The sequence below is a fragment of the Lentzea albidocapillata subsp. violacea genome, assembly GCF_900100275.1.
In the GTDB taxonomy this organism is placed as follows: domain Bacteria; phylum Actinomycetota; class Actinomycetes; order Mycobacteriales; family Pseudonocardiaceae; genus Lentzea; species Lentzea violacea.
The window spans coordinates 15647-37312 of record NZ_FNET01000002.1 but is presented as its reverse complement, the minus strand read 5'-3'; the positions used below and the strand labels follow the sequence as shown (position 1 = coordinate 37312).

Below are 21666 nucleotides of genomic sequence, written 5' to 3'. Positions count from 1 at the left end.
CCTCACCGGGAGGGCGGTGCGGTGGACTCGCGGACGACGAGCCGGCACGGCTGGCGGATCACGCCGGAACGGGTTTGCCCGTCCAGCGCGGCGAACAGGTGGGTGGCCGCCGTCGTGCCCAACTGCTCCAGGTTGAGGTCGACCGTGGTCAGCGGGGGCCTGCAGTCCGCGGCGAAGATCTCCCAGTTGTCGTAGCCGACGACGGCGACGTCGTCGGGGATGTTCCGGCCGAGGTCGGAGAGCATGTCGGCGACACCGGTCGCGATCTGGTCGTTGCCGCAGAAGATCGCGTCGACCTCCGGGCTGCCGGCCAGGAGCATCCGGGTGGCCTGCCTGCCCCAGCGCTGGGACCACTCGCCGTACAGCGGCGCGCTGCCCGCGAGGGTGAGGCCGTGTTCGGTCAGCACGTCGGTGAGCCCGGTGACCCGGTCGCGTGCGGCCCGGTAGGACTCGGGTCCGGTGATGTGGGTGATGTGCTTGCGCCGCAACGACACCAGGTGTGCGGCGGCCAGTCGTGCGCCGCCCTCGTCGTCGGCGAGCACGGAGAGGTCGCCGGGGTCGGTGGACTCGCAGTAGACGTAGACGACCGGCACCGGGATGTCACGGGTGAGCGAGGGGCGGAGGTCGTTGCGGTCGCCGAGGATGATGAACCCGTCGACCTGACGGGCGAGCAGGGTGCGGATGTAGTGCCGGCGGCGGATGGCGTCGCCGCGGGCGTCGCAGAGCAGCACCGACATCTGCTCGTTCGCCAGCGCGTTCTCCGCGCCGAGCAGGATCGGGATGGAGGATCAACTCCACGGTGCAGTTCCGGTTGTACTCCTCGGTGCTGCGCAACTACCCCAACCGGTGGATGTCGAACGAGCACTACAAGAAGCTGCTCTACTGGAACGCCTGGTCCCAGTACGTCGGCGGCAACACGCGGTGGCCCGACGCCAACGAGTTCTGGGCGAACTGGAACGCCGGCTCGCGCACCATCGACTACCGGTCGTGGATCCACCACAACATCCTCGGCAGCAGCAACTGGACCGTCATCGAGGACGTCGCCGGTCTGCGTCCGCGCAACGACGCCCAGGTGGAGCTGTCGCCGATCACCATCGGCTGGTCGCAGTTCGCGGTGAACAACCTGCGCTGGCGCAACATGGACCTCAGCGTGGTGTGGGACGACCCCGCAGACGGCGTCACCCGCTACCCGGGCGTCCCGCAGGGATATTCGGTCTACCTCAACGGAACGCGGGCCTTCACCGTCGACCGCCTCACCAAGGTGCTCTACCACCCCGCCACCGGCTCGGTCACGTTCCCGTCCGGAGCCGGGGTGGTCAACTACAGCACGGCGATCTCCGGGGCGCAGGCGCCGCGGAACGTCGTGCAGAACAGCAGCCGCATCGTCGACGTGTTCGCCAAGGCGGGCGCCGACCTGACGTCGACCACCCCCAACCTGGCCCAGGGCGCGGCCGTGACCGCGTCGTACACGGGCCCGGGCACCTCGACCGGGGCGGCGGTGGACGGGTTCCCGATCAACGACCCGGTCTGGGGTAGTTCCGGCTCACCCAACGGCACGGACTCGTACGAGCTCGACCTCCGGCAGTCCCGCACGGTGGACGAGGTGCGGTTGTACTTCCGCGACGACCGCGCGGGCAACCGCTACCGGGCGCCCGCCTCGTACAACGTCCAGTACTGGAACGGCAGCACGTGGGCCGACGCCGCCGCCCAGTCGAGAAAACCCGGCATGCCGAAGGCCAACTACAACGTCGTCCGCTTCACTCCGGTGGGCACTCAGCGGATACGCGTGCAGATGACCCACGCCTCGGGTTTCAAGACCGCGCTGACCGAGGTGAAGGTCTACCACCGGGGTGGGGCGAACTGACCTGGCCCATCGCGCGCACGAACCGTTCGAAGATCCGTTCCTCACCGGCCTTGGCGATGCCGAGGCCGGTGACCTGCCCGGCAGTGTCCACGACTCGAAGGGAGTCACTTTCTGTAGCAGGGCGCTCACCAGCAGAGATGTGAGCATGAACACTCGCCTGTGATGTTCTCGTGTTCATTTCGTAACATGGCCCGCCGTGTGAGCATGCCCTGTCCCCAACGCAAGGTGTTCCCGAATGCCGGGCCGACATAGAACGAAGCAGACAGCCAGCCGGAAGCTGCCCATCGCAGTCGCCGCCACCCTCACCGCGGGCCTGGTCGTGACCTTCTGGGCCGTCCGCGACCAGCCGATCGATCCAACCGGCGCGGCCGCCCAGCTGGCCGCCCCGTCGATCCCTGTCAGCCAGGACCCGCGGCCTGTCACGACCACCGCGCCGCCATCCTCGGAACCTCCGGCGACCACTACGCCACCTCCGGTGACCACGACAGCACCCACGACCACCACGCCGCCTCCCGCACCACCGCCCCCGCCGCCCTGCCCGACCACCCTGGACGGAGTCAAACCGCACGTGGCGCAGGTAGGCCACCACCTCGCGGGCAAGTTCGGCGTAGACGACATCGGCGGCGCCGCCGGCCGGGGCGGCTCCGGCGACCATCCCAGCGGCCTGGCCCTGGACTTCATGGTCGATACCGCCACCGGCAACGCCCTGGCCGACCACGTGCTGGCCAACCGCCGGGCGTTCGGCGTCACCTACGTGATCTGGCGCCAGCGCTACAACGACGGCAGCGGCTGGTCGGCGATGGAGGACCGGGGGAGTCCCACGGCCAACCACATGGACCACGTGCACGTGTCGTTCCAGGCGAACGCGACCGTCAACGTCACCTGCTGATCTCTTCGAGCGGCCCGCCGGCCTGCTGCTTGCGGAGCCGCGCTGGTGCTGCGGATCGTGCCCGCCTGAGGAAGGTCACGGCCCGTCGCTGTTCGGGAGCAGGCGGCTGAGCGCCTCCGCAGAGCGAACTGCCGACCGCGGCTATGATCACGCCGCCGCTGATCAGGCGATTGTCCGGCCGATGCCGCCCCGATCCAGGGATCGGTCCTCGAGGAGCAACCGTGAAACAGCCCAAGGCGCTGCCGGACGTGAGCGGCGATGCCGCGCGAAAGGCCTTGGTGCTGCAGTACGTCACGATCGGCTACAACGTGGTCGAAGGCGTCATCGCGGTCGGCGCCGGTCTCGCCGCGGCGTCGGTGGCACTGGTCGGCTTCGGGGTCGACTCGGGGATCGAACTCGTCGCCGCGCTCCTGATCGCGGTCCGGCTGCGGACCGCGATCCGCACGGGTGCCGTCGACGAACGCAAGGAGTTCCGGGCTCTGCGCTTCGTGGCACTCACCTTCTTCGCCCTGGGCGCTTTCATCCTCTTCGAGAGCGTCCGCGAGGTCGTCGTCCAGGCCAAGCCGGAGAAATCGCTGGTCGGCATCGTTCTGACCGGGATCTCTGTCGTGACCATGTCCTTTGTCGCCGCCGCGAAACGCCGGAACGGACTGGCGATGAACTCGCGGCTCATCGTTGCCGACGCGGCGGAAACGCGCCTCTGCGTCTGGCTGAGCGTGACCACGTTCCTCGGCTTGGTGGCTTACGCCGTGCTCGGCTGGACCTGGCTGGACGCGGTGGCCGGACTGGTCATCGCGCTCTTCGCCATCAACCAGGGGCGCCGCGCCTGGGGTGGCGAGCTGACGTGTGACGTGTGACTTCGTCGAACGCGCGGTGACCACAAGGCTCTGCGGCCTTCGGGTTGGTCATTCTCTTGACGATCGCCAGCAGAATGCCTAACTTCTCAGTCGACATCCTCGGTCGAGGTCGCTCGCCATCCCCACCACGAAGGGGCGGAGCACTATGAAGACCGTTCGACGACTGTTCACCGCCATGGTGGTCGCCTCGCTGGCCGTACTGGGCCTGGTGCCCGCCACGGCGCAGGCGGCACCCGCGACCAGGTACGACGGGGCCCTGCCGAACGGCGCGACCTGGATCGCCGACGTGCCGGCCAACTGGAACGGCACGCTGCTGCTCTACAGCCACGGCTACAACCCGGCTCCCGCCAATCCGCCGGTCAACAGCCCCGGTCCCGCCGTCGCGGAGGCCCTGCTGGCTCGCGGCTACGCGCTGGCCGGCTCGTCGTTCTCCCGTCCTGGGTGGGTCACGGACACCGCGGCTCAGGACGGGCTCGACACGCTGGAGGCGGTCACCGGGATCATCGGCAGGCCTCGCCGTGCCATCGCGCTCGGGACGTCGTTCGGCGGCATGATCACCGGCCGGCTCGCCGAACTCGGCGGACGACGGCTCGACGGCGCCATCGCCACCTGCGGGCTGATGGGTGGCGGGATCGACCTGCACAACTACCAGCTGGACGGGTCGCACGCGATCGCGCAACTGCTCCTCGCGGGGCAGCAGGTCAAACTCGTCGGCTTCACCGGCCCTGCCGAGGCCGCCGCCACCTCGAGCCGGATGCTGACCGCTCTGGATCAGGCGCAGGCCAGCGCCGCGGGCCGCGCTCGGAATGCCTTGATCACGGCCTTGTTCCAGGAGCCGGCGTGGGTTGCCGGGCAGCCGAAGCCCGCGCCGGGCGACGCCGAGGCGCAGCAGGCCGGCCGGTATCAGAACCTGCGTGCGATCCTGCCGTTCATCCTGTTCGGCCGTTACGACATGGAGCAGAGTGCCGGCGGCAACCCCACCTGGAACAAGGGCGTGAACTACTGGCGGCAACTCGCCGAGTCGGGACTCCTTGCTCAGGTCGCGCGGTTGTACGGGCAGGCCGGTGCCGATCTGCACACCGATCTGAACCTGTTGACGCGCACGGCGGACGTGACCGCCGACCCGGTGGCGTACCGCTGGATGCGCGAGACCTCCACCCTGACCGGACGGCTGGACATGCCGGTTCTCGCGATGCACACCACCGATGACGCCCTTGTCCCGGTACAGCACGTGGAGGAGTACGCCGAAGACGTTCGCGACAGCGGTTCCGCCGCGCTGCTTCGACAGGCATACACCGACCACGCGGGGCACTGCGCCTTCACGACCGCTGAACTGGTCGCGGCGGTGATGACCATGGACAAGCGCGTCGAGACCGGGCGTTGGGACGGACTGGCCGAGCCGCGCCGGCTGCAGGATCTTGCCGGTTCGCTCGGGCTCGGCCCAGCCGCCTTCGTCGGGTTCCGGCCCCCGGAGTTCCTCGGCGACCGCTTCACGTCACCACGACACCGTTGAGCCTTGCTCGCTTCCTTTGTCGCGATGCGTCGCAAGCGTGGCTTTTGAACACGCCGACACGGGACCACGGCCAACGTGATCTCACTCGGCACCGTGCTGTTGCTCGGGAACTGTCCTTCAAGGATGGCGCGCTCCTCTACGGTATGCACACATCACCCGCCACCTGGTGAGAAGATGCCGCCACCATCAGGACATTTCGTGAAGCCCATGAGCGTGTGGCCGCAGCGCTTGCCGGCTCCGCTGCGGGAACGACGCTTCGCGCTGTACCTCATCGGCCAGCTGCTCTCCCAGATCGGCGACGGCATCTATCTCGTCACACTGCCGTTCGTCATGCTCAACCAGGGTGGCGGTCCCGCGAACCTCGGCGTGGTGCTGGCCTGCTACGGAGGGGCCAGGCTGGCTTTCCTCCCGGTCGGCGGAGCGCTTGCCGACCGCCTGGGCGCCCGGCCGGTGATGCTTGCCGCGGATGCACTCCGTGCCGTCGTCGTGCTCGGTTTCGCCGCGCTCGCCGCCCATGGTCACATTCCCCTCTGGGCCATGATCGCGGTCGCGGTCCCGTTCGGCATCCTCGGCGGGATCTTCATGCCGGCCTCGTTCGCCGTACTACCGCAGATCGTAGGTCCCGAGTCGCTCGCCGCGGGCAACTCCCTGATCCAGATCATGCAGAGCACGTCGAGGATCGCCGGGCCCGCGCTGGGCGGAATGCTCGTGGCGTCGTTCAGGAGCGGTGTGGGGCTGCTGATCGACGCGATCACCTTCCTGGTGTCCAGCCTGACCCTGATGGCGATCCGGCCGTCCAGCCCTGCGGTCGAAACAGCCGTTGAAACGAAGCACGCCAACGACAGCGACCGGCTGAGGACCTGGCGATCGGTGCTGCGGTATGCCGCCGGTTCTCCCCTGGTGAGGATGACCCTGCTGACCACGCTCGTGTTCAACCTCGCCGCTGTCGGCCTGATCGAGATCGCACTGCCGATCTTCGCCCAGGACTCGCTGGGCCGGGGAGCTTTCGGGTTCGGGGTCATGATGACCGGCCTCGGCGCCGGCTCGGTCATCGGAGCGCTGCTGGGCCCGGCACTCCTTCGCCTGCGCCGTCGCGGGATGGTCGCGCTCTGCCTCGGTGTCGCCGAGGGACTTGCCCTGACGGGTATCCCGGTGGGGTCCTCGCTGGTGATGGCAACCGCGGCGATGTTCACCGCCGCGTCCTTGCAGGCCACGGTGAACGTCTTCTACATGACGATGCTCCAGCGGACAGTGCCTGCCCGGGCGCTGGGCAGGGTCATGAGCCTGCTGGCCACCTGTGCCGGTCTCGCCTACCCTGCCTCCGCGCTGCTCGCCGGTGCTGTTCTGGGCACGGTCGACCCGGAGGTCGTGATCATCGTCGCCGGACTGGGCGTGTCGGCGGCCTTCTCGGTCGGATTCTTCAGCAGGCCGTACCGGAACCTCTGATCCTCTGATCCGAAATCGCACCCCAGGTGGGGAGAGGCCGGCGGCCTCCATGGGCTGGTCAGACGGGATCGGTGAACGAGACCGGCTTGCCGGCGGCGTGGGCATACGCGATCTCCCGGCTCGTCGACTCGCCGACATACCCGCCGGGGTTGACGACCAGAACCCGGTCAGCCAGGTCGATCTTGCGCAGGTGCAGGGCGTCCAGCGCGGTCTTCCGCTCGTCGGTGACCAACTCGTCTGTCTCGCCCGGCGCGACGACGATGACACCCGCGAAGGTCAGATCACGGTTCGCCGCACGCATCTCGTCCGCGAACCGGGCAGAGCCGCAGATGCAGACGATCTCAGGTCGGTCGGGCACGGCTCAGTCCTTCGGGCCGAACGGGAATCCGTCAGTGTGCACGGTGACATGACAGACAGGCACTCCGCCAGCCGTGTCCACGCGGCGATATTCGATCGCTGCCACCCGACCCTCTGCGGGAGCATGAGGACGCTCAGTTGCTGGGGGAAGGGGGTCGGATGGTCGTGCCAGAATCAGAAAGACCTGTCCGGAAGAACGCGGTGCCGCTCGCTCTGCGCCTGTACGGAAAGGAGTTGCGGCGCCACGGATTCCTCTCCGTGGGCGGACTCGTGCTGCCCGCGCTGGGCGTCACGTGTCAGCTCTACCTCGCGCCGTTGGCGGTGGGCGGGCTCGTCGGAATGCTTGCGGGTGGTGGCGGCACAAGCCTCGGCACCGTCCTGCCGTACGTGCTGGCCTTCGGCGGTTTCATGTTGCTCTCGGAACTGTTGTGGCGCATCGGCCTGCACTGCCTCAACCGCGTGGACGGCCGCGGGATCGAGAACCTGTCCGCCCTCGCGATGGACGAGCTGCTGGAGAAGGACGCGGCGTTCTTCCACGACAACTTCGCCGGCTCGCTCACCAAACGGGTGCTGAGCTTCGCGTTCCGCTTCGAGGACTTCGTGGACACGCTGGCGTTCAAGGTCTTCGCCAACATCATCCCGCTGGGTTTCGCCTGCGTCGTGCTGTGGAGCTACAACCCGGTGCTCGTCGCGGTGCTGGTCGGCCTGATCCTGGTCACGGGATTTGTGGTCGCGCCGCTCATCCGCCACCGCCAGAGGCTGGTCGTCCAGCGCGAGGCCGCCATCGCCCAGGTGTCCGGCCACGTCTCGGACACGCTCATGAACATGGACACGGTGCGGGCGTTCGCCGCCGAGCGGCTCGAGGGCGCGGAGCACCGGACCCGTGCCGCCAAGCAGCGAAGGCTGGCACTGCGGTCGTGGGACTACAGCAACCTGCGCATCGACACCGTGATCGCGCCGCTGTCCGTGCTCACCAACGTGCTCGGCCTCGTGGTCGCGATCGGGGTCAGTGACGGGCTCGGCGTGGAGGCGATCGTGGTGACGTTCGCCTACTTCGGGAACGCGACGCGGATCATGTTCGAGTTCAACCAGATCTACCGGCAGGTGGAGAGCGCGCTCACCGAGGCGGCTCAGTTCACCGAACTGCTGCTCGACCCGCCGACCGTGCTCGACCCGAAGCAGCCGGAACCGTTGCGCGTGAAGGACTCCCGGGTTCGGTTCGAGAACGTCGTGTTCACGCACGGCGGCGGCGAGCCGCTGTTCGACGGGCTCGACCTGGACATCCCGGCGGGCACGCGGATCGGGCTCGTCGGCCGCTCCGGCGGCGGCAAGACCACGCTCACCCGGCTGCTCCTGCGGCTGATGGACGTCGATCGGGGCCGCGTCCTCATCGGCGGCCAGGACATCGCCCGCCTGAGCCAGGCCGACCTGCGCGGCCTGATCGGGTACGTGCCCCAGGACCCGGCCATGTTCCACCGGACGCTGCGCGAGAACATCGCGTTCGCACGGCCAGACGCGACCGACGCCGAGATCCACCGCGCCGCGCAGGCCGCGCACGTGACCGAGTTCGCGGACGCGCTGCCCGACGGGTTCGACACGATGGTCGGCGAACGCGGCGTCAAACTGTCCGGCGGGCAGCGGCAACGGGTCGCGCTGGCCCGCGCCATCCTGCGGGACGCGCCGATCCTGCTGCTGGACGAGGCGACCAGCGCGCTGGACTCGGAGAGCGAGGTGCTGGTGCAGGAGGCACTGTGGCGGCTCATGGAGGGCCGCACCGCGATCGTCGTGGCACACCGGCTGAGCACGGTCGTGCGGATGGATCGGCTGATCGTGCTCGACCGCGGCCGGATCGTCGAACAGGGCACCCACGCGCAACTGCTCGACGTCGACGGGACGTACGCGAAGCTGTGGCGCCACCAGTCCGGCGGTTTCCTGGACGAGGTGGTCGGTACTCGTTGATTTCGCCGACGAGGAAATGCACGAACGTGCCGGACACGGCCCATCCAGGCCGGCGGGAGCTACCCTTCCGCCGGCCTGGATACGGGTAACCGCATCACATCATCTCGCCTCGCCCGCGCCGGCGAGGACCGGCACGGGGATCTCGAAGTGCACGGTCTGGTGGCGGTCCGGGTCACCGTCGCGGGCGTCGCAGACCTCGACCGCGACCGAGCGCCAGAACGCTTCCGCACCGGCCACGCGGGTGTCGGTGTGCAGGTAGATCTGTTCGTAGCCGGGGGTTTCGGCGATGAACCGGACCGCGGCGTCGACCAGTTCCCGCGCGAGGCCGCGGCGCCGGTGCTCCGCCCGGACGTACACCCGGAACAGCTGAGCCGTCCGGTCGCCGGAGTAGCGCTCGGCGATCCACGCCGGGTGGGGCGGACTGGCCGGTCCCTGTGCCCGCACGGCGGTGGTACCCACGACCTCGTCGCAGTCGACCGCGACGAACAGCGCGTGCCTGGGCGTGTCCAGGTAGGCCCCCGCCAGGTCGATCACGTCGGTGTGCCACTGGGGGCGGTAGCCGTGGCCGAACTCGCGGTAGAAGGTGTCCAGCATGACGCTGCGGGCACCGGGCAGGTCGGCGTGAGTCGCCAACCGCACTTCGTAGGGGTGGTGCTTGTTCACTGCATCCTCTCTTTCGCGCCGTCCAAAGTGGTCGCGACCGGACCGTGGACGACGACGCGTCCTTCGTGGAGCACGGCTACCCGGTCGGCCAGCCGGGCCACGACGTCGAGGTCGTGGCTGATCAGCACGAGCGCGCACGGCACGCTCGCGAGCAGGTCGAGCAGCCCGGCGCGGGTCACCGCGTCCAGGCCCGAGGTGATCTCGTCGCACACGAGCACCTCCGGTTCGGCGAGCAGGGCGCGCACGAGGGCTGCCCGCTGGAGTTCGCCGCCGGACAGTCCACGCGGCAGGCGCAGCACCGTGTCCTCGCGGAGACCGACGCGCGCCAAGGCGGCGAGCGCCGCGGCACGGGCCTCGGCGGGGCGCACACCGCGCAGCCGCACCGCTGTCCGGGCGACCTGGTCCAGCACCGTGCGGTGCTCGTCGAACGACCCCCGCGCGTCCTGGAAGACGTACTGCACGGCGGCCAGCGCGGCTCGTGGCCGTCGGCGCAGTGACCGTGCCAGTGGCCGGTCGTGCAGCAGCACCTCGCCGGTGACCTGCTGGTGCAGACCCGCCAGGCAACGGCCGAGGGTGGTCTTGCCGCTGCCGGAACGGCCGACGACCGCCAGTCGTTCGCCGACCTCCAGGTCCACGTCGTGCAGGACGGTGGCGTTGCGGTACCGGGCGGTCAGGCCGCGCACCCGCATGCGTGGCGCCCGTTCGGGGACCTCGGCGGGGATCGACGGCAGAGCGTCCAGAAGCGCGCGGGTGTAGTCCTCACGCGGATTGGTCAGCAGTTCGTGTGCGGGTCCGGCTTCGACGACGCGCCCCGCGCGCAGCACCACGATCTCGTCGGCGAGTGCCCGCACCACCTCCACGTCGTGGGTCAGCAACACCAGCGCCACTCCCTGGGCGACGACGGCGGCGAGTTCGTCGACGACCTCGGCGCGGGTCAGGGCGTCCTGCCCGGTGGTGGGTTCGTCGGCGACCAGCACCGCCGGGTCGCCGACCAGCGCCTGGGCGAGCACGACCCGTTGCTGCTGGCCGCCGGACAGCTGGTGCGGGTAGCGGCGCAGCAGGTCGGCCGGCACCCGCGCCCGGCGCAGTGCCGTGCTGATGAGCTCCTCCGGGTCACCGTCGTGCACTGCGGCGATCTCGCGGAACACGGCACCTAGCCGGCGCACCGGGTTGAGCGCGGAGGTTGGCTGCTGGGGCACGAATCCGACGCGTCCGTGCACCTCGACCTGTCCGCTGACCGACACGCCGGGGGAGTGTTCGCCGAGCAGGGCGAGACCGGTGGTGGTCTTGCCGCTGCCCGAGGCGCCGACCAGGGCCAGGACCCGGCCCGCGGACAGGGCGAAGCTGACGCTGTCGAGCAGCACGTGCCCGCCGGCCTCGGCGCGCAGGTCTTCCACGTGCACGACCGGGGTCATCGCCTCTCGGGTCATGTCCTCTGGGGTCATGTCCGCACCTTCCGCAGTGCGCGGTCGAACACCAGGTTCAACCCGATGGACAGGGAGATGATCAGCAACGCCGGTACCACCACGGCCCACGGCTGCAGGAACAACCCGCCGCGGTTGCGGTCCACCATCACGGCCCAGTCCGCCGCGTCGGGTGGCACGCCGACACCGAGGAAACTGGCCGACGCCACCAGGTACAGCGCGCCGGTGAGCCGCACGCCCAGATCGGCGGCGAGCGTGCGCAGCATCGACCGTCCGGTGTAGACGATCGAGGTCTGCCACCACGACTCGCCCTGCATGCGCATCGCCTCCAACGCCGGCCGCCCCGCGATCTCCAGTGCCGCTGCGCGCGAAAGGCGGGCGACGTCGGGGAAGTTGACGAGCGTGACGATGCCGATGAGCACCACGAGCCCTTGTCCGGTGATGGCGGCCACGAGGATCAGCACCAGCAGTGACGGCACGGCCAGCAGCACGTCGAGCGGCCGCATCAGCACCTCGTCGACCAGCCGCAGCCGAGCGGTGGCGGCCACCACGCCGTAGGGAACCCCGACCAGGTAGGAGAAGGCGGTGGCGAGCAACGCCACCAGCACGACCGTCTGGCCGCCGGCGAGCACCTGGTACCAGGTGTCCCGGCCCACGAAGTCGGTGCCCAGCAGGCCCAGCGGCATGAACGGGGCGCTGCGGGCCGTCTGCTCCGGCACGAACAGCGGTCCCAGCAGCGCCAGCGCCAGCGGCACCACGATCAGCAGTCCGCCGATGCCTGCCCGCTTCACGCGACCACCTCGGCGCGCGGGGCCAGGCGGAAGCCCACCAGGTCGGCCACCAGGTTGACGGCCACCGTGGTGACCGCGAAGACCACCGCCAGGCCCTGCACCACGGGCAGGTCCCGCGCGGCCACGGCGTCCACCAGGACGGTCCCGAGGCCGGGGATCACGAACACCGCCTCGACGACGATCACGCCGCCCAGCAACCAGTCCGTGGTGCGCGCGACCTGTTGCACCGCCGGCGAAAGAGCGTTCGGCAGGGCGTGGGCGAACCGGACCCGCGTCTCGCCGATCCCCAGATGGCGGGCGTGGCGCACGTAGTCCGACGCCAGCGCGTCGACCATGCCCGCGCGCACCAGGCGGCTGATCGAGCAGATCGGCCGCGCCAGCAGCACCACCAACGGCAGCACCAGCACCGCGGGCTCGGTGAGCACGTCCGCGCCGACGGCGGTCGGCGGCAGCCAGCCCAGCTGCACGCCGAACACCGCGATCAGCACCACGGCGAGCGCGAACTCGGGAATCGAGTGCAGTGCCACGCTGACCGACGTCAGCGCCCGGTCCAGCAGGCTGCCCTCGCGCAGCGCGGCCAGCACACCGACCAGCACTGAGATCGGCACCAGCAGCACCAGGGTCAGCACCGCGAGCACGACGGTCGGGCCGATGCCGGCGGACAGGAACTGGGCGACCGGCCGTCCCGACACCAGGGACTCGCCGAAGTCCAGCTGTGGCAACCCGACCAGCCACTGGGCGAACCGCTCGGGCGCGGGCCGGTCCAGTCCCATGGCCGCGCGGATCTGGGCGATCCGCGCGGGGTCGGGGTTGTCACCCGCCAGGGCCACCGCCGCGTCTCCTGGCAGAGCCTCGACCAGGAAGAACACGAGGGTGACCACGGCCAGCACCTGCATCAGCCCGAGCGCGGCCCGGCGAGCCGCGTAGGACGTGAGACTCAACCCAGCCACACCTTGTCGAACCGGGCCCAGTCGAGCGTGTTGGCCGGTGCGGTGGAGATGCCGCCGACGTTCGGCTTGGCGCCCACGATCCAGTCCGCGAAGCCCCACATCAGGTAGCCGCCCTCGGTGTGCAGCACGCGCTGCATCTCCCGGTACGCCTCGGTGCGTGCGGTTGCGTCCGAAGTGGACACCGCCTTCTCGTGCAGCGCGTCGAACTCCGGCCGCGCCCACTTGGTCACGTTGGTGCCCGATCCGCTGAGCAGGCGCTGCGCGACGTGGGTCTCGATGGGCATGGCACCGGAGCGGAAGCTCGACAGCGAGCCGTTCTTGAGCGTGTCCGCCCAGTAGCTGTCCTTGTTGCCCTGCGCGACCTCGATGGTCAGCCCGGATCCCTTGGCCTGGTCGGCGAACACGGTGGCGGCCTCGACCATGCCGGCCGCGGCCGTGGAGGTGTCGAGCTTGACCACCAGGCCCTCGGCGCCCGCCTTGCGGATCAGGAACTTCGCCTTGTCCAGGTCGCGTTCCCGCTGCGGGAGGTCGGCGTAGTGCTGGTAGCCCTTGCCGAACAGGTCGTTGCCGACCTGCCCGCTGCCCGCGAGCACCGACTCCACGAGCTGCGGCCGGTCGGCGAGCAGGAACAACGCCTCCCGCAGGTCGCGGTTGTCGAACGGCGGCCGGTCCACCTTCATGGCGAACGCCTGCACGGCGCTGTTGGGGGAGCGGTGGATCGTCATCCGGTCACCGGAGGCGTGACTGCGCGCGGTGGTCGGGGTCAGGTCGTGCGCGTACTCGACCTGCCCGCCCAGCAGGGCGTTGGTGCGCGCCGACTCCTCGTTGGCGATCACGAACTCCAGCTCGTCCAGCAGCGGCGCGCCCTCCCAGTACTCGGGGTTGCGCTTGAGCAGCACGGACCTGCCCGGTTCGAACGACACGAAGCTGAACGCCCCGGACCCGACCGGCTTGGTGAAGTCCTCGGCGCCCTCGGGAACGATGTAGGCGCCGAATGCCGCAAGAGCGTTGGGGAACTCGCCGAAGGGCCGCTTCAGCGCGAACTCCACGGTGAGGTCGTCCACGACACGGCTGTTCGGCAGGTCGATCAGCGCGAGGCTCGACTTGGCGCGGAACGCGCGGTTCGGGTCGAGGATGCGCGCATAACTGGCGAGCACGTCCTGGGCTCGAACCGGTCTGCCGTCGTGGAACACCGCCTTGCGCAAGGTGATCCGCCAGCGGGTCAGGTCGGCGTTCGGCTCCCACTTCTCCGCGAGACGAGGCTGGGGCGACACGTCCCCGCCGAGGTCCGCGAGCTTGTCGAACATCGCCTTCGACCGCGCGGCCTCGACGAACAGGTTGGCCAGGTGCGGATCGAGAACCTCCTTGGCACCACCACCGGCGAACGCGGCGCGGAGCCTGCCACCGGTGCGCGGCGTGGAGGAGGCCGACGTGGCGCTGCCGCACCCCGCGAGGGTGACGACCGCCAGACCGGAGGTGAGGCCGAGGAAACCGCGGCGGTTCAGGGACATGCTGGTTCCTTTCACTGGCACCCGCTTCGGCGGAGGCGGGCCACGACGTGGAGGCGGTCGCCGGACAGCGCGCCGCTCAGCGGGGCGTCGGCGGTCCAGGGCTGGTCGGTGCGGGGGCCGGGCGAGTCGAACAGGGCGAGGACGTCGAACCCGGCGAGGTCGAGCAGATGGCGCAGTTCCTGGGGGAACAGCAGCCGCCAGGCCGATCGCTGCACGAGAGGTTCGGCGCGCCCGGCCCATTCCCACGCGCGACGGCGGCGCAGCAACTGGGCGGCGTGGTCGATCCACAGCTCGGTGTGCGACGTGTACTCGGTGTCTCGCCATGTCACCGAGCGAGTGCGCACGCCGTCGAGGAGTTCGGTGTTGCCGAGGAAGAACGCGCCGTTGCGCATCTCCGCGACGAACAGGCCGCCGGGCGACAGGTGTGCCCGGCAGCGGTGCAGGAAGGCGTCGAGGTCGGAGTTGGTGTGGCAGTACAACATCGCGCTGTCCAAACAGGTCACGACGTCGAAACGACGGCCGAGGTCGAAGGAGCGCATGTCGGCCAACGCCACGTCGACCGCCGGGTGGTGCTCACGCACGTACGCGAGCATGTTCTCCGAGCTGTCCACTCCGGCGACGCGGTAACCGTTGCGGGACAACCAGCCCGCGTCCCGGCCGGTGCCGCAGCCGATGTCGAGCAGGTCCCGTCCGCCGCCGAACCGGGTCACCACGTCGTGCACGAACCGGGCCGCGACGTGCCCGGGGTCGGGGAACTGGTGCTCGTACAGCTCGGGGTTGTCGGTGAGCAGGTTCATCGGGCGACCTCCGGCTGTCGTGGCGTGAGCGCGCCGCGGCGGTGCAGCCACGCGACCCCCGCGGCGCTGATGAGCCCGATCGCCACGCACAGCAGGGCCGCGAGCCGGTCACCGAACCCGCTGACCCACCCGATCGCGGTGTTGCCCAGCGCGGCGGCCAGTCCGGACCCGAGGTAGAACACGCCGAACTGGGTGCCCGCCAGGCTGTCCGGGCCGAACGAGGGGATCAGGTCGTAGACGAGGGGGTTCGCGATCATCACGCCGACCGCCAGCGCGAGCGTGGCCACCAGCACCGGCACGAGCCCGGACCACAGCGCGGGAACGGCGAAGCCCGCGCCCATGACGGCGAGGCCCGCCGCGATCACCGGCCCTCGTGCCCGGTCTTTCAGCAAGCGCGTGATGCGGACCTGGAACAGCAGCGTGGCGACCGTGGACACGACGAACAGCGCGGCGACGATGCCCGCTGATCCGGTGGCCTCCTGCGCCTGGATCGGCAGCAGCAGGTAGAGCTGGTTCTGCAGGACGAACATCCCGCTCAGCGCACAGGTGAACGCCACGAACCGGCGGTTCGCCAGGCACTCCCGCCAGTCGCCGAGCACGGATCCGCCCCGGCGGGTGGCCGGCCGCGCGGGCAGCACGACGGCCTGGGCGACGGTCAGCACCGCGAAGATCCCGGCCGCCACCACCGCGGCGATCCGGAAGTCCCACAGCAGCAGCACACTGCCGAGCACCGGCCCGAACAACGCGCCCGCCTGGGCGTAGACGTTGAACCGGGCGAAGGCCTCGGTCCGTGCCTCACCCGCCTCCAACGCGATGTAGGCCCGCACCGCCGGGTTGAACAGCGCACCCGCGAGCCCGCTGAGCACCGACGCGGCCAGCACCACCGCGAGCGAGTCACCGATCGCGAACAGCCCGAACCCCACCGCGCGCAGCGCGCAGCCGGCGAGGATGACGGTCCGCGGTCCCAGCCGGTCCGACGCGGTGCCACCAAGGAGGAACAGGCCCTGCTGGCTCAACGTCCGCACGCCGAGCACCACGCCGATCACCGCGGCGGACATGCCCAGGCCGCCCAGGTGCACGGCGAGGTAGGGGATCAGCAGGTAGAAGCCGGTGTTCACGGCGAACTGGTTGACCAGCAGCAGCCGCACCGGCAGCGCGAACCGGGTACCACGCCCAGACCTGGCCCGCGGCAGCGGCCGCGCGAATCGGGTCATCGCGGCACCACGCCCGGCCCGGACAGCCGCAGGGGTGCCGCCGTCGCCGCACCAGGCCCAGATTGGGCAGGCCGGGGAGACCGCAGGGGTGTCGTTGTGACCGCTCCACGCCCAGGCTGGGCAGGCCGGGGAGACCACAGGGGTGCCGTCATCGCCGCACCACGCCCAGCCCTGGCACGCCGGACAGCCGCAGGGGTGCTGTCATCGCGGCACCAGGCCCAGACTTGGCGGGCCGGGGAGACCGCAGGGGTGCCGTCATCGCCGCACCACGCCCAGCCCAGGCCCGCCGGACAGCCGCAGAGTGCCGTCCTCACCGCCGATGCCCGACCACGGGTCGTGGGCCAGCAGCAGGTGCCCATCCAGGTCCACCCAGCGGGCGTGCCCGGCGAGATGGACCGCGGGCGCGATGCCGAGCGAACTGGCCACCAGGCAGCCGAGCATCACGTCCAGCCCACCCTCGCGGGCGGCGGCAACGATCTCCAGCGCGGGCCGCAGACCACCGCACTTGGCGAGTTTGATGTTGACGCCGTCCACCGCGCCCGCCAGCTGCCGCACGTCGGCGACCGTGGCGGCGTCCTCGTCGGCGACCAGCGGCGCCGGGCACCGCTCGCGGATCCATGCCAGCGCGTCCGGGTCGCCGGGCGGGATCGGCTGCTCTACCGCGTCGAGCGCGACACCGGCGGCGGTGATCCGTTCCACCACCCGCACCGTCTCGTCCGGACTCCAGCCACCGTTGGGGTCCAGTATCAGCCGGGCGTCCGGCGCGGCGGCCGCGATCGCGGTGACGGCGGCGACGTCGCGTTCCGGATCGGCTCCGGCCTTGACCTTGAGCACGGAGAACCCGCGGCCGGCCAGTGCGGCGGCCTGGACCGCGGCGTCGTCCGGTGTGGTGATGCCGATGGTGTACGCGGTCGGGGTGTCGCGCCATTGCGGAAGGCCGACTAGGGCGTGTACGGGCACGTCACCGCGCAGGCCGAGCAGATCGTGCAATGCGGCGTCGACCGCGGCCCGCACGCCTTCCGGGATCGTGGTGTCCGCGTGCAGTGCGTCGAGTGCGATCTCCGGCGAGTCCGCGCCGGCGAGGAGCGGCCGGTTCAGCAGCGAGGTGATCGTCTGCACGTCGAGGCGGTAGTAGGTGCTGGTCACGACCTCGCCGTGGCCGCGCTGCCCGTCGTGCTCCACGACGACCCGCACGGCGTCCCGGCGGGACATGACCGACCTGGAGATGCGCAGCGGCGTGGCCAGGTCGAGGCCGTAGACCTCCCAGTCGATCTTCATGCGAGCACCGCCGCCCGTGGTGCGACGACCGCGCGGGACCGCGTCCAGCCCGTCGCCTCGACGCGATGCGGGTCGCCGATCTCCACCGGCCGGTCGGCTGCCGGTCCGAGCAGGCCTCTGGCATGGCAGAAGTCGTCGTCGAAGATCGTGCCGAGGTAGCGGTGCGGGCCGTCGGGGAAGACGGTCGCCACCACCGCGCCTGGCTCGATCCTGGCCGCCCAGGCGGCGACCAGCGCGACGGCGCCGCTGCTCCAGCCGCCGGTGACGAAGGCGTCCCTGGCGAGCCTGCGGCAGGCGTCCACCACCTCGACCGGGCCGAGCCAGTGGACCTCGTCGAACTCGGCGTAGGCGACGTTGCGGGGGTGGATGCTGCTGCCCAGCCCGCGCATCACCCTGGGCCGGGCGGGCTGGCCGAAGATCGTGGAGCCGACGGCGTCCACGCCGATCAGCCGCACACCGGGCCAGTAGCGGCGCAGCTCCCGGACGACGCCCGCGCTGTGCCCGCCGGTGCCGACACTGCACACCAGTACGTCGACGGGATCGAGTTGCTCCACCAGTTCCCTGGCCAGCTCCGCATAGCCACCGGGGTTGTCCGGGTTGTTGTACTGATCAGGCCAGTAGACGTCGGGGTATTCGCGCAGCACGGCTTGGAGCCGGTCCAATCGCGCCTGCTGCCATCCACCGACCGGGTGAGGCCGATCCACCACCTCCAGCCGGGCACCGTGCGCGCGCAACAGGGCGCGCATCGACGGCTCCAGTTCGCTGTCCACCACCAGGACCACCGGGTGACCGAACGCCTGACAGGCGAACGCGAGGCCGACCCCCAGCGTGCCGCTGGTCGACTCCACGACCACCGCGCCGGGACGCAGCTCGCCGCGCTCGCGAGCGGCACGCAGCATCGACACGGCCCCGCGCGCTTTCATGCCGCCGGCGCTCAGGCACTCCAGCTTGGCCCAGAACCCGCCGTGCCGGTGGGGCAGTGGTGCGTCGATGCGGGCGACCGGGCTCTGTCCGAGAAGACCGAGCAGGTGCCGGTTCTGGCGGGGGACCGTCACGACGGGCGCTCCGTGTAGTGGTGGATCGTGGTGGGGCCGCCGTCGAGCCAGAAGAACGGGTACGGCTCGGCCGACACGGCGCGTACTCCCGATCCGATGAACCACGGGAGGATCGCGCTGGCCGTCTGCGCGAACAGGACCACCGGCTTGCCCGCACCAAAAGCGCGGCGCAGCAGCGGTTCGAACGTGCCGTTGCCGACGGTCATCCCCGAGGCCAGCACGAGATCGCACCCGTCGAGCGCGCTCTCCGCGTCCGTGGCGATCGGCTCGTCCCACTCGGTGTGGCCGCCCTTGAGATCGCACGGCACGTACGTCGCGCCTCGCTCTCGCAGGTGGTGCAACAGCGAGTTGACTACCCCGACCACCAGCACCCGATCACCCGGCGCGGGATCCAGCAGGTCTACGACGGCCTCCGCCCGTGCCATGGACTTGGCCAGTGAACTGCCGGGACCGATGGTGAGCGACTTCGTGGCGGACAGGTGGTGCGGGCGGACGTGCGCCAGATAGGCGTCGAGGACCGCGGTGCGGATGGCGAGGTTCGGGTGGCCGAGCAGGTCGAGGACCGTCGCCCCGACGCAGGCGTGCACGTCGTCGTCGGCGATGTCCTCCACCGCGCAGGAGCCGACCGCCTCCTCCACGCGCAGGCTGACCACGGTGTTGCGGTACGACTGCCCGCGCGTGGCGTGCCGGGCGCCCTGCCGGGTGGTGAACCCGACGGACACGGTGCACGTCGCCGGGTCGGCACCCAGCCCACCGCTCCGGACGAGCTCGACGAGGTCGGTGAGCGTCACGCGGGCACCTCGGCGTAGTCGACGGACAGGCCGCCCACGAGCTGCTCGGCCCGCGCACGTGCGCCGAGGCCGGCCGGATCGGTCACCACGACGTGGCCGAGGTAGCTGTTGTTGCTGGTCGGGTCGCCCGCCCGGTGGCCGGGCTGCTTGATCGACCAGTCCACCACGTCCGGTGCCGCGCCGAGCGCCTCGGCGCCGCGGACAGCGGCGACCAGCCCGGAACGCGCAGGCAGGACGAAGGAGATCGCGGCGCTGCGCACACCGGTGTCCGCCGGGCTCAGCTCCGGTCGTTCACCGACGGCCAGCTGCGCGTACGCGGCGGGCAGGTCGATGCCGGTGACGCGCCGGACCAGCTCGGTGATCTGGTTGCCTGCGGGGCGCGGGTTGACCTCGACGAGCTTCGGGCCGTCGGGGGTCAGTTTGACCTCGGTGTGCGCGACGCCGAGGTCCAGGCCAAGAGCGTCGATCGCGGCGACGGCGACGGCCTCGGCCGCGGCGGTGGGCAGATCGGCGGGGAACATGTGCCCGCTCTCCACGAACCACGGTTCGCCCGCGATGCTCTTGTCGGTGACGCCGACGACGTGCGTCGCGCCGTCCACCGTGACGGTCTCCACGCTCACCTCCGGCCCGGTCAGCAGCTCCTCCACCAGCACGGTCCGGACCCTGGGCTGGTTGCGGGCGTTGACCGGGAACGCCTCCATCGCGGCGAACGCCTCACGCAGCTCCGACTCGTCGGCCACCTTGCGCACGTGCATCCCGGCGCACAGGTCGACCGGCTTGACCACCAGCGGATAACCCAGTTCCGCGGCGGCCTTGGCGAGCGCGGGCCAGTCGTCGGCGAGTGCGAAGCGAGGGCCGGGCACACCCGCCTCGCGCAGGGCGGTGCGGGTGAGGTCCTTGCGGCAGGCGCGTTCCACGGCGAGTGGATCGGGGCCGGGCAGGCCCAGGTGTGCGGCGACCCGTGCGACGGTCGGCAGGTAGTAGTCGCAGGAGGAAATCACGCCGTCGAAGCGCAGCACCGCGTGCAGCCGTTCGACGTGGTCGAGCAGGGCGGGCACGTCGTTGGTCTCCGCCGTCAGCACGTTGTCCGCGGCCAGCAACGGGTGCGGCTGCGAGGGGGCGGCGCGCAGGTAGTGGTGCAGATCGCGGGTCAGGAAGGTGAAGCGATGCCCTGACTCGTTGACCGCCCTGGGCAGCAACGAGCTCATGGCACCGACCCAGCTCTCGATCATCAACAGGTGACCCACAAGTCCTCCTCATCAGCCGCGAGCCGCGCGGCGGAACTACGGAACATGGTAATCATTATCGATGTCGAGTCGATACCGCCCTCCGGGGAAGGTGCGCCTGGGCCGCGTGGTGCGGCCGGTTGGACTAACGTCGGACCTCTCGTGGCGGCCCGTCAGGCGGAGCACGGCGATGACCGTCCACACAGGATCGAAGCGAGGAGCTCATGGCTGAGGACCGGCAGACCGAGATCCGCGGCGCGTTCGACGCCGCGGCGGCCGATTTCACCGCACTGGGGCGGTATCTGTGGGAGCCGATCGGCACGGCGGCGGTCACGATCGCCGATCCGAGGCCGGGTGAGCGCGTGCTCGACGCGTGCTGCGGCACCGGCGCCTCGGCGATACCGTCCGCCGGGCTCGTCGGCCACGACGGACATGTCGACGCCGTCGACATGTCCGGTCCCATGATCGACCAGCTCCGGCGGCTGTCGGCCGATCTGCCGCAGCTGCGCGCACACCAGGCGGACGTCACCGCGTGGACCGCGGAGAGCTACGACGTGGTGCAGTCGGCCCTGGGCATCTTCTTCTTCCCGGACATGACGGCCGGAACCGACCACCTGATCAGCCGGGCCCGGCCCGGTGGCCGGGCGGTGTTCACCATCTGGCGCGGTGAGTCGATGGCCGCGGCCGGCCGGCATCTCGGCCGCGCCATCGCCGAGGTCACGAACACGCCGCCTCCCGCGCCACGTCCGCCGCATCTCGTCGACCAGGTCAACCAGGCCGGCAGCTACGCGGCCTGGCTGGCTGACCGCGGTCTCGCCGACGTCGACGTGACCGTCAACGAGATGGCGTTGACGATGACTCCCGAGGTGGCCTGGCTGGTGATCACCGGGTCCGGGTTCCGCGGTGCGCTGGAGAAGGTGCCCGCCGACAGGTGGGACACCGTGCGTGAGCTCTACCTGACGTCGCTGCGGGACGACGGCGTGACCGAACTCGACGCCACCACCCTGATCGGCAGTGGGCGCCGCGCCACGTGACGTGCAACTCGTGAGCTAGATGCAAATGATTGTCATGAGCTAACGTC

At 70.5% G+C, this 21666-nt stretch carries 20 protein-coding genes; 7 read left to right on the top strand and 13 right to left on the bottom strand.

The genetic code is table 11. From position 1 onward, the window contains the following. Nucleotides 1-2: 2 nt before the first annotated feature. Entirely contained in the window at nt 3-773 is a 771-nt protein-coding gene (locus BLR21_RS05245) for a substrate-binding domain-containing protein (protein ID WP_256334544.1), read from the bottom strand. Between the two features lie 26 nt (nt 774-799). Between BLR21_RS05245 and BLR21_RS05240 the strand changes: the two genes are divergently transcribed. From BLR21_RS05240 to BLR21_RS05220, 5 genes are all read left to right on the top strand, one after another. Beyond that, nucleotides 800-1864, top strand: a complete 1065-nt coding sequence (locus BLR21_RS05240) for a galactose-binding domain-containing protein (RefSeq protein WP_256334486.1) — start codon at nt 800-802, stop codon at nt 1862-1864. Nucleotides 1865-2339: 475 nt separating this feature from the next. Further along, the gene (locus BLR21_RS44515) at nt 2340-2753 is read left to right on the top strand and encodes a VldE C-terminal domain-containing protein (RefSeq protein ID WP_338061031.1); all 414 of its coding nucleotides are present in this window, start codon (nt 2340-2342) and stop codon (nt 2751-2753) included. Nucleotides 2754-2974: 221 nt separating this feature from the next. Beyond that, nucleotides 2975-3610 (top strand): cation diffusion facilitator family transporter, encoded by a 636-nt coding sequence (locus BLR21_RS05230; protein ID WP_176929486.1) that lies wholly within the window; start codon nt 2975-2977, stop codon nt 3608-3610. A gap of 145 nt (nt 3611-3755) precedes the next feature. Further along, nucleotides 3756-5123, top strand: a complete 1368-nt coding sequence (locus BLR21_RS05225) for an alpha/beta hydrolase (RefSeq protein ID WP_256334485.1) — start codon at nt 3756-3758, stop codon at nt 5121-5123. A gap of 207 nt (nt 5124-5330) precedes the next feature. Next, entirely contained in the window at nt 5331-6569 is a 1239-nt protein-coding gene (locus tag BLR21_RS05220) for an MFS transporter (protein WP_176929485.1), read from the top strand. A gap of 58 nt (nt 6570-6627) precedes the next feature. Here the strand turns inward: BLR21_RS05220 and BLR21_RS05215 are convergent, their stop codons facing one another. Beyond that, nucleotides 6628-6927 carry a hypothetical protein gene (locus BLR21_RS05215; protein ID WP_090004567.1) on the bottom strand — a complete coding sequence of 100 codons (300 nt, stop codon included), beginning with the start codon at nt 6925-6927 and terminating at the stop codon, nt 6628-6630. Nucleotides 6928-7127: 200 nt separating this feature from the next. Between BLR21_RS05215 and BLR21_RS05210 the strand changes: the two genes are divergently transcribed. Next, complete coding sequence (locus tag BLR21_RS05210) at nt 7128-8885, top strand: ABC transporter ATP-binding protein (RefSeq protein ID WP_256334484.1); 1758 nt, start codon at nt 7128-7130, stop codon at nt 8883-8885. Nucleotides 8886-8984: 99 nt separating this feature from the next. On the opposite strand, the gene BLR21_RS05205 is transcribed toward BLR21_RS05210, so the two are convergent. The 11 genes from BLR21_RS05205 to BLR21_RS05155 form a co-directional block, all read right to left on the bottom strand. Continuing rightward, nucleotides 8985-9548: a GNAT family N-acetyltransferase gene (locus tag BLR21_RS05205; RefSeq protein WP_256334483.1), complete on the bottom strand. Its 564-nt coding sequence runs from the start codon at nt 9546-9548 to the stop codon at nt 8985-8987. Further along, nucleotides 9545-10993: an ABC transporter ATP-binding protein gene (locus tag BLR21_RS05200; protein ID WP_090004565.1), complete on the bottom strand. Its 1449-nt coding sequence runs from the start codon at nt 10991-10993 to the stop codon at nt 9545-9547. The genes BLR21_RS05205 and BLR21_RS05200 overlap by 4 nt, the downstream gene beginning before the upstream one ends. Further along, nucleotides 10990-11763, bottom strand: coding sequence for an ABC transporter permease (locus tag BLR21_RS05195; protein WP_090004564.1), 774 nt, complete (start codon nt 11761-11763; stop codon nt 10990-10992). Before BLR21_RS05195 ends, BLR21_RS05200 begins: the two co-directional genes overlap by 4 nt. Further along, entirely contained in the window at nt 11760-12713 is a 954-nt protein-coding gene (locus tag BLR21_RS05190; RefSeq protein ID WP_256334482.1) for an ABC transporter permease, read from the bottom strand. Before BLR21_RS05190 ends, BLR21_RS05195 begins: the two co-directional genes overlap by 4 nt. After that, nucleotides 12701-14224, bottom strand: coding sequence for an ABC transporter substrate-binding protein (locus BLR21_RS05185; RefSeq protein ID WP_090005025.1), 1524 nt, complete (start codon nt 14222-14224; stop codon nt 12701-12703). The genes BLR21_RS05190 and BLR21_RS05185 overlap by 13 nt, the downstream gene beginning before the upstream one ends. An 11-nt stretch (nt 14225-14235) precedes the next feature. Next, the gene (locus BLR21_RS05180; protein WP_090004563.1) at nt 14236-15021 is read right to left on the bottom strand and encodes a class I SAM-dependent methyltransferase; all 786 of its coding nucleotides are present in this window, start codon (nt 15019-15021) and stop codon (nt 14236-14238) included. After that, nucleotides 15018-16235 carry an MFS transporter gene (locus BLR21_RS05175; RefSeq protein ID WP_090004562.1) on the bottom strand — a complete coding sequence of 406 codons (1218 nt, stop codon included), beginning with the start codon at nt 16233-16235 and terminating at the stop codon, nt 15018-15020. Before BLR21_RS05175 ends, BLR21_RS05180 begins: the two co-directional genes overlap by 4 nt. Nucleotides 16236-16490: 255 nt before the next feature. Next, nucleotides 16491-17513, bottom strand: coding sequence for a dipeptide epimerase (locus BLR21_RS05170; RefSeq protein WP_090004561.1), 1023 nt, complete (start codon nt 17511-17513; stop codon nt 16491-16493). Beyond that, nucleotides 17510-18568 carry a PLP-dependent cysteine synthase family protein gene (locus tag BLR21_RS05165; RefSeq protein ID WP_218130759.1) on the bottom strand — a complete coding sequence of 353 codons (1059 nt, stop codon included), beginning with the start codon at nt 18566-18568 and terminating at the stop codon, nt 17510-17512. Before BLR21_RS05165 ends, BLR21_RS05170 begins: the two co-directional genes overlap by 4 nt. After that, nucleotides 18565-19359, bottom strand: a complete 795-nt coding sequence (locus tag BLR21_RS05160; RefSeq protein ID WP_090004560.1) for a Rossmann-like domain-containing protein — start codon at nt 19357-19359, stop codon at nt 18565-18567. Before BLR21_RS05160 ends, BLR21_RS05165 begins: the two co-directional genes overlap by 4 nt. Next, complete coding sequence (locus BLR21_RS05155) at nt 19356-20606, bottom strand: ATP-grasp domain-containing protein (RefSeq protein WP_090004559.1); 1251 nt, start codon at nt 20604-20606, stop codon at nt 19356-19358. The genes BLR21_RS05160 and BLR21_RS05155 overlap by 4 nt, the downstream gene beginning before the upstream one ends. Before the next feature lie 203 nt (nt 20607-20809). On the opposite strand from BLR21_RS05155, the gene BLR21_RS05150 reads away from it, so the two are divergent. After that, entirely contained in the window at nt 20810-21619 is an 810-nt protein-coding gene (locus BLR21_RS05150) for a class I SAM-dependent methyltransferase (protein ID WP_090004558.1), read from the top strand. The last annotated feature ends 47 nt before the right edge of the window (nt 21620-21666 follow it).